At 62.1% G+C, this 13770-nt stretch carries 11 protein-coding genes; 1 reads left to right on the top strand and 10 read right to left on the bottom strand.

Annotated features, from left to right (window positions below):
• Positions 1-272 precede the first annotated feature (272 nt).
• From nrdF to CG51_RS17825, 10 genes are all read right to left on the bottom strand, one after another.
• On the bottom strand, positions 273-1250 hold the full coding sequence (nrdF, locus tag CG51_RS17870) for a class 1b ribonucleoside-diphosphate reductase subunit beta (RefSeq protein ID WP_035747341.1): 978 nt from the start codon (positions 1248-1250) through the stop codon (positions 273-275).
• 186 nt (positions 1251-1436) lie between these two features.
• Positions 1437-3512, bottom strand: coding sequence for a class 1b ribonucleoside-diphosphate reductase subunit alpha (nrdE, locus tag CG51_RS17865; RefSeq protein WP_051930851.1), 2076 nt, complete (start codon positions 3510-3512; stop codon positions 1437-1439).
• Positions 3513-3571: 59 nt separating this feature from the next.
• On the bottom strand, positions 3572-3961 hold the full coding sequence (gene nrdI / locus CG51_RS17860; protein ID WP_035747339.1) for a class Ib ribonucleoside-diphosphate reductase assembly flavoprotein NrdI: 390 nt from the start codon (positions 3959-3961) through the stop codon (positions 3572-3574).
• 12 nt (positions 3962-3973) lie between these two features.
• A complete protein-coding gene (gene nrdH / locus CG51_RS17855) occupies positions 3974-4195 on the bottom strand; it encodes a glutaredoxin-like protein NrdH (RefSeq protein WP_035711562.1) in 222 nt (73 codons plus the stop codon).
• Positions 4196-4634: 439 nt separating this feature from the next.
• Complete coding sequence (locus CG51_RS17850) at positions 4635-6452, bottom strand: ABC transporter ATP-binding protein (RefSeq protein ID WP_035747337.1); 1818 nt, start codon at positions 6450-6452, stop codon at positions 4635-4637.
• 1 nt (position 6453) lies between these two features.
• Positions 6454-8235, bottom strand: coding sequence for a gamma-glutamyltransferase family protein (locus CG51_RS17845; protein WP_035747335.1), 1782 nt, complete (start codon positions 8233-8235; stop codon positions 6454-6456).
• Between the two features lie 9 nt (positions 8236-8244).
• Positions 8245-9117, bottom strand: a complete 873-nt coding sequence (locus CG51_RS17840; protein WP_035747333.1) for an ABC transporter permease — start codon at positions 9115-9117, stop codon at positions 8245-8247.
• Positions 9114-10061, bottom strand: coding sequence for an ABC transporter permease (locus tag CG51_RS17835; RefSeq protein WP_035747331.1), 948 nt, complete (start codon positions 10059-10061; stop codon positions 9114-9116). The genes CG51_RS17840 and CG51_RS17835 overlap by 4 nt, the downstream gene beginning before the upstream one ends.
• Before the next feature lie 54 nt (positions 10062-10115).
• Entirely contained in the window at positions 10116-11621 is a 1506-nt protein-coding gene (locus CG51_RS17830) for an ABC transporter substrate-binding protein (protein ID WP_035747329.1), read from the bottom strand.
• On the bottom strand, positions 11618-12409 hold the full coding sequence (locus CG51_RS17825) for a FadR/GntR family transcriptional regulator (RefSeq protein ID WP_084695273.1): 792 nt from the start codon (positions 12407-12409) through the stop codon (positions 11618-11620). The genes CG51_RS17830 and CG51_RS17825 overlap by 4 nt, the downstream gene beginning before the upstream one ends.
• Positions 12410-12748: 339 nt before the next feature.
• Here CG51_RS17825 and pdxY point away from each other — a divergent pair, with 339 nt between their 5' ends.
• Positions 12749-13570 carry a pyridoxal kinase gene (pdxY, locus tag CG51_RS17820; protein WP_035747328.1) on the top strand — a complete coding sequence of 274 codons (822 nt, stop codon included), beginning with the start codon at positions 12749-12751 and terminating at the stop codon, positions 13568-13570.
• Positions 13571-13770: the final 200 nt, after the last annotated feature.

Raw genomic sequence — 13770 nt, 5'->3', positions numbered from 1 at the left:
TGCTCCTTGAGCATTCCGATGATCTGCGCCGCGCGGAAGCGGCTTTTCCTCATGTCGTCTGCTCCTTCGTGTTGAAGCAAACTCTACATCAAACCGAGGGACTCACAGGGGCCAGGTCAGGAGGAATGCCCAAGCATCGCTGAGATCGAACTCGTGAAGTGAAGTCAACGTAGAAAGGGGGCGTGCACGCGCCCCTCAGACCCCTGAACACAACGATTAGAAACAAGACCCCTTTCCTAGTGCGCCATTCTGGGTGCTTTCCGGCTGACGGATTAGAAATCCCAGTCGTCATCCTCCGTAGCAACGGCACGACCAATGACGTAGCTTGAGCCGGAGCCAGAGAAAAAGTCATGATTTTCGTCGGCATTAGGAGAAAGCGCAGACAAAATCGCGGGGTTCACATCGGTCACGGATGTGGGGAAAAGTGCTTCATACCCTAGGTTCATCAATGCTTTATTGGCATTATAGTGCAGGAATTTCTTTACGTCTTCCGTGAGACCCACACCATCATAGAGCTCGGCGGTATAGCGGGATTCGACCTCATACAGATCGAACATCAACGCGAAGGCAAAGTCCTTGGCTTCGGCACGCTTCGCTTCGGGAAGCCGCTCAAGCGCGCGTTGGAACTTGTAGCCGATATAATAGCCATGCACCGCCTCGTCGCGTATGATAAGGCGGATAAGGTCGGCAGTGTTGGTCAGCTTTGCCCGGGACGACCACCACATCGGCAGGTAGAAACCCGAATAGAACAGGAAGCTTTCAAGAAACACGCTGGCGATCTTGCGGCGTAGCGGGTCAGAGTTGGCGTTATATTCGTCAAGGATCAGGCGCGCTTTTCTCTGAAGGTGCTCGTTTTCCTCAGCCCACCGAAACGCTTCATCCACTTCCGCAGTCAGACAGAGCGTGGAGAAGATAGAGGAGTAGGATCTCGCGTGCACCGCTTCCATGAACGCGATGTTTGAGAGCACGGCTTCCTCATGCGGGGTGGCGGCATCGGCCATGAGTGCGGGAGCGCCCACGGTGTTCTGTACGGTATCAAGCAGCGTCAGCCCGGTGAACACCCGGATCGTCAGCCGGCGCTCCTCCGCAGTCAGCGTCGACCATGAGGGGATGTCGTTGGACAGCGGAACCTTCTCCGGCAACCAGAAGTTGCCTGTCAGGCGATTCCAGACTTCCAGATCCTTATCGTCTTGCAGGCGGTTCCAGTTCACGGCGCGCGCGACGACGCGGGATTGCACGTTGTCCTTCATGGTCTTGTTCCCGGAGTTGGAGGGCTTCCCGCGGCGGGCATCGCACCCGCTGCGCCGATTCGATCTATCTTATCGCAGACATCTGGCGCTTGCGACCCATCGTCTAGATGTGGTGGCTGAAATTACAATTTCAGCTAAATGAAGAAGCGCCGTCCCGAAAACGGCGTCCTCCATCACTGCAATCGGTCAGAGCGTACAGGAGACGCAGCCCTGCACTTCCGTCCCTTCCAGCGCCATCTGGCGCAGGCGGATGTAGTAGATCGTCTTGATACCCTTCTTCCAAGCGTAGATCTGCGCCCGGTTGATGTCTCGCGTCGTAGCTGTGTCACGGAAGAACAAAGTCAGCGACAGGCCCTGATCAACGTGTTCAGTTGCCGCAGCATAGGTGTCGATGATCGCTTCCGGCCCAATCTCATAGGCGTCGCGGTAGTATTCGAGGTTCTCGTTCGACATGAAAGGCGCGGGGTAATAGACGCGGCCGATCTTGCCTTCCTTGCGGATCTCGATCTTGGACACGATCGGATGGATCGAGGAGGTCGAGTTGTTGATGTAGCTGATTGAGCCCGTCGGCGGCACCGCCTGAAGGTTACGATTATAGAGCCCGTCCCGCATGACCGCCGCCCGCAGCGCGGCCCAGTCCTCGCGCGTCGGAAGCGGCAGGCCGGCGAAGATCTCCGTCACGCGATCCGTCTTGGGCAGCCAATCCTTTGTGGTGTATTTGTCAAAGAACGACCCGTCGGCATACTTAGAATTCTCGAAACCCTTGAACGACTGCCCGCGCTCACGCGCCAGCAGATTGGAGGCGCGGACGGCGTGATAGAGGATCGTCGCGAAATAGACCGAGGTGAAGTCGATACCTTCTTCCGAACCGTAGTGGATCCTCTCCCGCGCCAGATAGCCGTGCAGGTTCATCTGGCCCAGACCGATGGCATGGCTCTCGTCGTTCCCACGCCGGATGGAGGGCACGCTATCAATCGACGACATGTCCGACACAGCCGTCAGCGCACGGATCGCCGTTTCCACCGTGGCACCGAAATCCGGGCCATCCATCGTTGCCGCGATGTTAAGCGACCCAAGATTGCAGGAGATATCCGTCCCCATGTGATCGTAGGACAGATCGTCGTGATAGGTCGATGCTTCGTTGACCTGAAGAATCTCCGAACACAGGTTGGACATGGTGATGCGGCCAGCAACCGGGTTCGCGCGGTTCACCGTGTCCTCGAACATGATGTAGGGATAGCCGGATTCGAACTGGATCTCTGCGATGATCTGGAAGAATTCGCGGGCCTTGATCTTCTTCTTGTGGATCCGGGGGTCGTCCACCATCTCCCGATACTTCTCCGTTACGGAAATTTCGGAGAACGGACGGCCATAGACCTTCTGGATATCGTGCGGAGAGAACAGGTACATGTCCTCGTCCCGCTTCGCGAGTTCAAAGGTGATGTCGGGGATCACCACGCCTAGCGAGAGCGTCTTGATACGGATCTTTTCATCCGCATTCTCCCGCTTGGTGTCGAGGAACCGCAGGATGTCGGGATGATGCGCATTCAGATAGACCGCGCCGGCGCCTTGCCGCGCGCCGAGTTGGTTGGCGTAGGAGAAACTGTCTTCCAGAAGCTTCATGACGGGGATCACGCCGGAAGACTGGTTCTCGATTCCCTTGATAGGCGCACCTGACTCCCGCAGGTTGGTCAGCATCAGCGCAACCCCGCCCCCGCGTTTCGACAGCTGCAGCGCGGAGTTAATGGAGCGTCCGATCGACTCCATGTTGTCTTCGATCCGCAGCAGGAAGCAGGAGATCAGCTCCCCACGCTGCTTCTTGCCTGCGTTAAGGAAAGTGGGCGTCGCGGGCTGGAAGCGGCCGGAGATGACCTCCTCCATCAGGCGCATGGCAAGGTCTTCGTCCCCTTGCGCGAGCGCCAGCGCAACCATCACCACCCGGTCCTCGTAACGCTCGAGGTAGCGTTTGCCGTCCCAGGTCTTCAGCGTATAGCTGGTGTAATATTTGAAAGCGCCGAGGAAGGTCGGAAAACGGAATTTCCGCGCAAAGGCCGCGTCCCAGATCTGGCGCAGGAAGGCGGACGGATATTGGTTCAGAACCTCCGCCTCGTAATATCCCTCCTCCACCAGATAATCGAGCTTCTCCTCCAGCGAATGGAAGAAGACGGTGTTCTGGTTCACATGGTCGAGGAAGTACTTGTGAGCCGCATAACGGTCTGCGTCAAAACGGATGCGGCCCTCGTTGTCATAGAGGTTCAGCATCGCGTTCAGCGCGTGATGATCGAGCCCGCGGAATTCCTCCGGGATCGATTTTTCTTTTCTCACTGGGCTGGAGAGAGCTGCCGTGTCCAAAACCGTTCCAATCCTGATCTGACGCGCGCCACATCCTCATCCGTACCCGAAAGCTCGAACCGGTAGAGGAGCGGGACTCCGCATTTCATTGCGATGACATCGCCCGCACGGGCGAAGAATTCCCCGAAATTCCTGTTGCCCCCAGCGATCACACCCCGGATCAGCCTCCGGTTGGCGGGATCATTGAGGAAGCGGATAACCGGTTTCGGCACTGCCCCCCGCCCCTCGCCATCCGCATAAGTGGGCGTAACAAGAACGAAAGGTTCCACCGGCGGTTCCGCCAACCGTACCGCGGGCATATCGAGCCGCGCGATGAATCGTGCGGTGTTCCCCGAAGCGGTGGAGTAGAAGGCAATCACCGGATCGCTGCCTCAGGCCAGCGTGGCGATGCGGTCCGGCCGGAATCCAGCCCAGTGTTCGCTGCCCGCCACGACGACCGGCGCCTGACGATATCCCATGGCCTGCACCCGCTCCATCGCCTCGGCATCCTCCGTCAGGTCGATGACGGTGTAGCCAATGCCACGGCTGTCGAGCGCGCGCGTGGTGGCTGTGCATTGCACGCAGGCGGGCTTGGAATAGACAGTGACGCTCATCGCTGGTTCCTCAGGACGTTGATGGCGGAGCATGGCGATCCGACCGATGCACAGGCAACGATCGTTCCGTCAGGCAATCCGCCCGTTGATCATGGCGCCCAGGCTCGGTATCTGCCCCGACCAACGAAGGCCGGAACCTTCCGGCGCGCCGCTGATCCCGGCGAAAAGGGGCGCATCCCCCTCCTCGCCTGCCGTATCCCTAGGGGGGCCGGGCTTCCTGAACGCTACATATGGTAGCTGGTTTCGCGCTGCTGTCTACAGGAACTTTCGCCGAACTCAAGGGGCCGAATACCACTCTCCAGCATTTTGCAATTTTCGTCCAGCCGCGCCCTTCGACCGCGCATCAATCGCCCGCCCTGACGACCGAGAGAGACGCAAACTGCAAAGAGGGGGCCGTCACCAGCCCCCTCTTCCGCCCCAAGGAAACAGATTGTTGCCGTCAAGCGGCCATTACCAGATGGCCTGCCCCCAGATCCTCCCATCGCCGCCGCGGCGGTTCGAATCCTCGCGGACGCACCGGGCTCTTCAGTTCCTCAGTCATCAGGCCGCGACGCAGGTTCCGGCGGGCGGGATCTGGGACGGGAACGGCGGATATGAGTCGCTTGGTGTAGGGATGCTGAGGATTGCCAAAGATCGCCTCCCGCGGGCCGATCTCCACGATCTCGCCCAGATACATCACGGCAACGCGGTGGCTTACCCGTTCCACTACCGCCATGTCATGGCTGATGAACAGGTAAGAGATCCCGAACTCCTGTTGCAGATCCATCAACAGGTTGCAGACCTGCGCCTTGATCGACACGTCCAGCGCGGAGACGCTCTCATCCGCGACGATGACCTTGGGGTTGAGACCCAGCACGCGCGCGATGGCCACGCGCTGCCGCTGCCCTCCGGAGAACTCATGCGGGTAGCGGTCCATCATGGTGCTGGAGAGACCCACCTGCTCCAGCAGCGAGGCCGCTTTCTGTCGCGCGGCCTGGCCACTGGCAATGCCGTGCTTGACGATGGGCTCGGTCACCGCCTGCCCCACCGTCATGCGGGGGTTCAGGCTGGAGAATGGATCCTGAAAGATCATCTGCACGGAACGGCGAAGGTCTCGCAACCCTGCTGTGCCGAGGGTCAGCACATCACGACCGTCGAGGGTAACCGCGCCGGACGTCGGCTCCACCAGCCGCGCGACGGAACGCCCCGTGGTCGATTTGCCACAGCCTGATTCGCCCACCAGCGCGAGCGTCTCCCCCGGAAAGAGATCGAACGACACATCCTGCACCGCATGAACCTCTCCGGTCGGACGGCCCAGCAGATCGGACCCAACCTTGAAGCGGGTGACAAGGTTGCGGACCGACAGCACAGGGGCTGCGTCACTCACCGTATCGGCCACCGGCGGTTCTGCGGTGATCGCGCCCGTCGCCATGTCCACCTTCGGGAAACGGAGCGGCCATTTCTGTCCCTCCATCGAGCCGAGCCTGGGCACCGCGGCAAGGAGCGCCCGCGTGTAGGGGTGTTGCCCGTCGTGGAAAATCTGTGCCGTATCCCCGGTTTCCACCACGTCGCCCCGAAACATGACAACCGTGCGGTCCGCGATTTCCGCCACCACACCCATGTCGTGCGTGATGAAGAGGACAGCCATACCCTCCTCTGCCTGCAGTTCCTTGATGAGGTCGAGGATCTGCCCCTGGATCGTCACGTCCAGCGCCGTCGTCGGCTCATCCGCGATGAGCAGCTTCGGACGCGAGGCCAGTGCCATGGCGATCATCACCCGCTGCCGCATGCCGCCGGAGAACTGATGGGGATATTCGTCAAACCGCGCGGCAGCGTTGGGAATGCGCACCTTCTCCATCAGCCGCACCGTCTCCTCCCGCGCGGCCCGCCGGTCCAGGCCATGGTGACGGATCAACACTTCAGAGATTTGCCGTCCCACAGTATAGACGGGGTTCAGCGAGGTCATCGGCTCCTGAAAGATCATCGCGATGTCGTTGCCGCGTATCTCCCGCATCTCGCCTTCGGAGAGGGCGGTTAGACTGCGTCCGTTCAGCAGCACCTCCCCCTCGATGCGGGATTGCGCGGGGTCGAGCAGCCGCATGACGGAGAGTGACGTCACGCTCTTGCCCGACCCCGACTCCCCCACGATGGCGAGCGTCTCGCCAGCATGGATCTCGAAGGAGACGTTGCGCACCACCGGTTTCCAGCCCGCGTCGGTTCGGAAGGAGGTGGTGAGATTTCTGACCGCCAGAACCGGCGCGTTTTTGGCTCCCGCCATATCAGCGCCCTACCGCGTAAGCCTGCATGAGCCGCGGCGTCGCGGCGGCCCGGATCAGCCCGTCGCTCTCGCGCCGCGCCGCCGTCAGCCGCCCGATGGACCAGCCGTCCGCCACGGTGAGCTTGTGGCCCCGCCGGCGCAGCTCGGCGATGGTCGCATCGCCCATCCGGTCCTCGATCATCACGCCGCCGGGTTCCGAGGTGCGGGGATAGAAAGACGCCGGGAAGTGAGTGGAGTGGAAGAGAGGCTGGTCGATCGCCGCCTGAAGATTGCCTTCGTGATGGACGTAACGCAGAAAGAAGGCGAGCTGCCATTGATCCTGCTGATCGCCACCCGGCGTACCGAAGGCAAGCGTCGGTCGCCCATCCTTGAGTGCGAGCGAAGGCGTCAGCGTGGTCCGCGGGCGCTTGCCCGGCGCGAGGGAGGTCGGCAGCCCCGGTCGCAGCCAGAACATCTGCGCGCGGCTGTTCAGGCAGAACCCGAGCCCCGGGATGATCGGCGACGATTGCAGCCAGCCGCCCGACGGCGTGGTGGAGACCATGTTCCCCCACCGGTCCACCACATCGATATGAACGGTGTCCCCGCGCTTTTCCGTCAGGTGCGACATGGTCGGTTCGTAAACCGCCCCCTTCTCCAACCCGCCGACGACGGAGAGCGCGAGTTTCCGCTGTGCCTCGAAAGCGGGCACGACACCGGGGCGGAGCTCCATCGATGCCTCCGCCCCGATGAGCTTCCGGCGCGCATCGTTGTAGCCGTCCGACAGCAGCGCGCCGAGCGGGACATCCGCGAAATCAGGATCACCGTAGTAAACCTCGCGATCCGCATAGGCGAGCTTCATGGCCTCCACGACGGTATGCACGAAATCCGGACCCAACGGGTCCATGGCGGCAAGGTCATACCCTTTCAGCAGCGCCAGTGACTGCAGCATGACCGGTCCCTGCCCCCACGGCCCTGTCTTGGCGACCTGCCAGCCATGATAGTCATAGGTCAGCGGCTCCTCCACGGTCGCCTGCCAACCGGCCATATCCTCCGCCGACAGTACGCCCTTGTGCCGCGCGCCGGTCGCATCCATCACCTCGGCTGTATCGAGGTAGCTCTGAATCGCCTCTGCGACAAAGCCGCGATAGAAGGCGTTTCGGGCCGCTTCGATGCCCTTCTCGCGCGAGCCGGCTGCTTCCGCCTCCGCCACGATGCGCCTCCATGTCTCCGCCAACACCGGATTGCGGAAGTTCGACTCCGGCGCAGGCGCTGAGCCCCCGGGCAGCCACGTTTCATGCGAAGTCGGCCATTCCTTCTCGAAGAACTCGCCCAGCCCCTCTATGGTGGCCGAGACGCGGGCCAGCACCGGATGACCCTCCTCCGCATAATGGATCGCGGGTTCCAGCACCTCGCGCACCGTCATGGTGCCATAATCCCGGAGCATCAGCATCCAGCCGTCGAACGCACCCGGAATGACCGTGGAGAGCAGCCCGTCACCGGGGATCAGGTCGATATTTTCTGAACGGTAGTGTTCAATGGTGGCTTTCGCAGGCGCCGGCCCTTGGGCGCAGATCACGTCAACGCGATCGTTGGCGGCGGAATAGACGATGGCCGGCATGTCGCCGCCCGGCCCGTTCAGATGCGGCTCCACGATCTGCAGCACGAAGCCGGTGGCGACAGCGGCGTCGAAGGCGTTACCACCCTTCTCCAGTATGCTCATGCCCACCGCCGTGGCGATCCAGTGGGTGGAGGTGACGGCGCCGAAACGGCCGAGGATTTCGGGACGGGTGGTGAACTTGGTCATCTCTATCTCTCAGTTCTCGCGCGGGTCGAGCGCGTCGCGCAGCCCGTCGCCGAGCATGTTGAAGCCGATCACGACAAGGAAGATCGCAACCCCCGGCCATAGCGCCAACCACGGTGCCTGGCTGAGGAAGTTCTTGGCAGTGTTGAGCATGGAGCCCCAGCTCGGCGCAGGCGCCTGTTGGCCAAGGCCCAGAAAGGAAAGCGACGCCTCCGCGATGATTGCGGTCGCCACTGTCAGCGTCGCCTGCACGATGATCGGCGGGATGATGTTCGGTAGAACGTAACGGCCCATGATCTCCGTGTGCGACAGGCCGATAGAGCGCGCGCCCTCCACGTAATCCTCTGTCTTGACCGCCATCGCCTGACCGCGGGTCAGACGGATGAAGATCGGCATGGCGGAAAGCCCGATGGCGATCATCGCGTTTGTCAGGCTCGGCCCGAGGAAGGCGGCGAGCGCGATCGCCATGATGAGAAACGGCATGGCGAGCAGAGCCTCCGTCACCCGGCTGATGACCAGATCGACCCAGCCGCCGAAATACCCGGCCAGCAGACCGAGCGGCACGCCGGTCAGTACCGCGATGGCCACCGACACGATCCCCGCCATCAGGGATGCCTGTGCACCCCAGATCATGCGGGAGAACACATCGCGGCCGATCTCATCGGTCCCCATCCAGTGCTCGGCGGAAGGCGGAAGGCGAATGGCCGTCCAGCTCGTGGCGAGCGGATCTGCGATGGGCAGCAGAGGTGCCAGCATCGCGAGCGCGGCAAAGAAGGCGATGACGATGAACCCCGCCAGAGCCGCGCGGTTGCGCTTGAACTTCCGCCAGGCCCGGCTCGGGGACCGGGTGGCGACGGGGGCGATTGTGGTGTCGGCGGCGCTCACAGCGTTGACCTCATGCGCGGGTTCAGCACGACGTAGAGCACGTCGGCAATCAGGTTCATCAGGATGAAGGCGACGGCGGTGCACAGCACCACGCCCTGCACGACGGCGTAATCCCGGTTGAAAACGGCATCCACGATCAGCTTGCCAAAGCCCGGAATGGTAAAGATCTGCTCGGTCAGCACCGCTCCAGCCAACAGTTCCCCGAACAACAGGGCGGAAAGCGTGATGATCGGCAGCAGGGCGTTGCGAAAGGCATGGCCCATGACGATCTCCCGCCGTGTCAGACCCTTTGCCTTGGCGGTGCGAATATAGTCGCTCCGCAGCACCCCCAGCATGGCCGAGCGCGTATGCCGCATCAGCGCGGCCGCAAGGCCGGTCCCCAAGACGAAGGCCGGCATCACCATGGTCTGGAGCGAACGCACAGGATCGACGAAGGGCGACTCGTAGCCGGAAGCGGGCAGCCAGCCAAGATTCACAGAAACCAGCAGGATCAGCAGGATCCCCAGCCAGAAGTTGGGAATGGAAAGCCCGCTTAGCGCCACGAAGTTGGCGGCATAGTCGATGAAGGTGTTCTTTCGCGTGGCAGCAAGGATACCGAAGGGCACACCGATCACCAGGGCGAAGGCCATCGCCATCACCGCAAGCTGCAGCGTGACGGGAAGCTTTTCGAGTATCAGCTCCAGCACCGGCTGACCTGTGCGAAGCGATGTGCCGAAATCACCCGTGAGCACCCCGCCAAGCCAGCGGAAATACTGGGTGATGAGCGGATCGTTCAGATGGTACTGCTCTCGCAGGAAGTCGAGCGTCGCAGCATCACGCTCTTCTCCCGCAAGAGCGAGGATCGGATCGCCGGGCAGCAGCTTCTGCAGCAGAAACACGAAGATCGACACCAGAAGCAGCGTCGGCAGCGCCACCAGAAGGCGGCGGGCGATGTAGCGGAGCATGTCGCTCTCCCTTGCGTGGAGCGTCGCGCGAACAGGCCGCGCGACGCCAGAGGCTTACTCGACGTTGACGCCCGTGAGGCGGATCATCCCGTCCGGATAGGCGGTGAAGCCGGTCACCGACTTCTTGAAGCCGAAAACGTAAGACTGGTGTCCGAGATAGATGATGGGCAGGTCACGATCGAGGATCGCGGTTGCGGCGGCGTATTTCTCCTTCCGCGCGGCAGTATCCGTCGCGGCGCGGGCTTCGTTCAGAAGCTGATCCACTTCCGGGTTGCAGTATTTCGTGTCGTTGATCCCGCCGTTGCAGGTCACGAACTGATGAAGGTTGCCATCCGGATCCGGCCGCCCGGACCAGTCGGAGCGGCTGAGCTGGTAGTTGCCCGCCGTCTGTTCGTTCAGCAAGGTCGCGAACTCCGTCGCGCGGAGCGTGACGTCAAAGCCCGCTTCCGCCACCATGGCCTGGATCATCTGCATCACCTGCGAGACGACGGGGTTGTTGGCATGCTGGATCTCCACCTGCACCCGATCGACCCCCGCTTCCTTGAGGAGCGCCTTCGCCGCTGCAACATCGCGCGTGGGAACGGGGATGTCCTTGTCATACCAGGGGCTCGTAGGCGGCCAGGGCTGGTTGCCCGCGCGCCCGATCCCCGCGAACACGACCTGAATCAGCGCGTCCCGGTCAATGGCGAGCGAGAAGGCCCGGCGCACGCGCGCATCCTGCCCGATCGGATTTTCCGCCCGCGGCCCGTTCGCCACATTGGCATAGATCGCCATGTATCCAAGCCCCACCGACTCGGCGGTCTGGAGGCCGGCATCCCCCTGCACCGTGGCGACATCCGTGGCCGCGACGCGCTCCACCATGTCAAGGTCACCCGACCGCAGGTTCGCCACGCGCACCGAGGTATCTGGGATCGGCAGATAGGTCACCTTGTCCAGGTGGATGTTGTCGGCATTCCAGTAGTCCGCGAACTTCTCCAGAACGATCCGGTCCTGCTGCACGCGCTGAACGAATTTGAATGGCCCGGAGCAGACGGGGTTGGAACCGAAATTCGCACCCAGCTCCTGAGCGGCCTTCGGCGACAGCATCATTCCGGCCCTGTCCGAAAGCTGCGCGAGCAGCGAGGCATCGGGCGCCTTCAGGGTAAAGGTCACTTCAAGCGGACCTGTCGCTTCCACCTTCTCGATCGAGGAAAGCTCGCTCTTGCGACGCGACTCCGGCATGGTCATCGCACGTTCGATGTTGAATACGACTGCTTCAGCATTGAACGGTGTGCCGTCGTGGAACTTCACTCCGTCCCGCAACTGCATGACCAGCACCTTGCCCTCTTCGCGGTACTCCCACGAAGTCGCGAGTTGAGGCACGATCTCCACGTCCTGCGACACATCCACCAGCTTGTCGCACAGGCCGGTGTAAACAATGCGCGCGACGAAGGCGCGGGACTGGTGCGGGTCCAGCGTATCAGGATCGTCCTGAAGCCCGATGCGGATATCCGCGGCATTGGCAGGCATCGCGCCCAACAGCGCGATAAGCGCGGCGGCGGACAGAAGAGAGGTCTTCATGGCGTCGGATCTCCGTCTGGCAAGGACTGTGAAGGGTTGGAGTCGTGCTGCGCCTCGCGAAAGGGCGCAGCGTCGTAGATTGTCTGACCGATCAGCTTGTTGTGGAGGAACATCAGGTGGTCACGCATGGCCTCTCCCGCAGCGCTCGGATCGCGATCGGCGATGGCCTGTACCACCGCGCTGTGCTGCTCGAAGATAGGGACGCGGGACGTCTCGCTTCGCATCCGGTCCCGCGTCCGCTGCCAGGCCTCGTCCTGACGGATCCGGTTCACGATGTCGAACAGCGACAGAAAGAGTGTGTTTCCCGCCGCCTGCGCGATCAGACGGTGAAGAGCGCCATCCCAGAGCTCACCCTCATCGGGGTCTTGATAGTCGCGGATCCGTTCCGCGATGACCCGCATCCGCGAGACCTGCTCGGGACGCGCGCGAAGGGCGGCAAGCTGGGCGAGTTGCGGCTCCAGACGCAGACGAACTTCCATGATCTCCAGAAGATCCGTCGTCGTCACCAGGTCGCGCGTGGCCTCTGGAAGCGCGTGGAGCCCCCCCACAAAGGTCCCGGCTCCTTGCTTCCGGCGGATGAGCCCCTCCGCCTCCAGCACCTCCAACGCGCGCCGAACCGCACGCCGGCCGACACCCAGCTCCACGACGAGCTGGCGTTCCGTCGGCAGGCGTGCGCCCGGCTGATGCAGCAGGTCGTCGATATAACGGCGAAGCCGCTCCAGAGCGTAGGTGGAGCTACCGCTCGTCTCCTCCGCCGGCGCGGGTTGTGTGTGAACCAATCTCGTCATTTGGTTCTTCGTGAACCAATAACAAAATTGGTTACAACTGGTTCGCTTCTTATCGGGCTATATTCTTTTCACTCTTCTATAAAAGCCTACTTATTAGGCGTTTATGTGCGGAATATGTTTGCATGTTAGTCATAACATCTCTCCAGCCGCGCTCTTGGAAAGAATCAGATCCCAGTTCCTCGACGAAAGAAAGGTATGGCCAGAAAGGGGGGAGGGTTCTGAAGCATGCAGGTGAACCATTTGCCGGGATAGCAGGTTGCACTTTCTTCCCCCCTGCGCCGCAAGTATTGAGGGCCAGCGCAGAAGCACGCCAATTCTCCAACCACGTCAGGAGGCCTAATGCACGTCATCTCGATCCAGAGCCAGGTAGTGCATGGCCATGTCGGCAACAGCGCCGCGCTGTATCCGATGCTGGCCACTGGCGTGAGCGTGGCACCGGTGCCAACCACCCTCCTCTCAAACCATCCGCGCTATCCCACGACCCGCGGTCAGGTGCTGGACGCCGATCTGGTGGCCGACCTTCTACGTGGCGTTCAGGAGCGCGGGCTGGTCGATACGCCGTCCGTGGTGTTGTCGGGATACCTCGGTTCCGCCGAAAATGCCGAGGCGGTGGCGGATTTCATAGAACGCGCCCGGTCCCGCAATCCGGCGTTGCGCTATGTCTGCGACCCTGTGCTCGGCGATGACGGGAGGGTTTTCGTCGCTCCGGGCATCGAAGAGACCGTGGCTACGCGCCTGCTGCCCTCCGCAGATGTCATCACGCCGAACCAGTTCGAGCTTCGACGCCTCTCCGGCTGCGACACCGCGACCGAAAGCGACCTTCGTGCCGCCTGCGCCGCGCTCGCCGAGCGGGGGCCGCAGGTCATCGTGGCAACGGGATGCACGCTCTCCGACACGGGTCAGAACCAGTTGGAGACCATTCTCTGGCAGCACGGAGATCTCATCCGTATCGCGACGCCGCGCCTCCCCATCCGACCCTGCGGAACCGGAGATCTTCTGGCCGGGCTGTTCGCGGCGCATCTGGCGCTGGGAAAGCCCGTGGAGGACGCACTTCGCGCGGCGGTCGCGGCAACGCTGGAGGCCATCGACCTCACCTGGCGCTCGGGCGAGGCAGAACTGCGCCTAACGCCATCCGAGGGTGGGCCCTCTTTCGCGTCCTAAACCGCTCCGGCGGCAAACGCGGCCGGAAACAAGATCTGGACATCACAGCCAGACAGATTCATCCTGAACCGATCCATCACATGCCGGGACTGAACACCTAAATCTGCCGATGGTCTCCTGTGGTATGAGGGGGCTCACATGCTCGAGCCACATGGCATCAGCGGCTCGAAGCGGTTGAGGAAATGCGGGATCGACTTTTC

Source organism: Haematobacter missouriensis (assembly GCF_000740775.1).
Taxonomy (GTDB): Bacteria; Pseudomonadota; Alphaproteobacteria; order Rhodobacterales; family Rhodobacteraceae; genus Haematobacter; species Haematobacter missouriensis.
Note: the sequence above shows the minus strand (reverse complement) of the source record. Positions and strands in the feature narration are given on the sequence as shown.

Coding starts and splice junctions, on each gene's coding strand:
- CG51_RS17825 (WP_084695273.1), bottom strand. CDS start 12,409: ATGACGAGATTGGTTCACACACAACCCGCGCCGGCGGAGGAGACGAGC.
- CG51_RS17850 (WP_035747337.1), bottom strand. CDS start 6,452: ATGGCGGGAGCCAAAAACGCGCCGGTTCTGGCGGTCAGAAATCTCACC.
- nrdH (WP_035711562.1), bottom strand. CDS start 4,195: ATGAGCGTCACTGTCTATTCCAAGCCCGCCTGCGTGCAATGCACAGCC.
- nrdF (WP_035747341.1), bottom strand. CDS start 1,250: ATGAAGGACAACGTGCAATCCCGCGTCGTCGCGCGCGCCGTGAACTGG.
- nrdE (WP_051930851.1), bottom strand. CDS start 3,512: ATGCTGAACCTCTATGACAACGAGGGCCGCATCCGTTTTGACGCAGAC.
- CG51_RS17845 (WP_035747335.1), bottom strand. CDS start 8,235: ATGACCAAGTTCACCACCCGTCCCGAAATCCTCGGCCGTTTCGGCGCC.
- pdxY (WP_035747328.1), top strand. CDS start 12,749: ATGCACGTCATCTCGATCCAGAGCCAGGTAGTGCATGGCCATGTCGGC.
- CG51_RS17830 (WP_035747329.1), bottom strand. CDS start 11,621: ATGAAGACCTCTCTTCTGTCCGCCGCCGCGCTTATCGCGCTGTTGGGC.
- CG51_RS17835 (WP_035747331.1), bottom strand. CDS start 10,061: ATGCTCCGCTACATCGCCCGCCGCCTTCTGGTGGCGCTGCCGACGCTG.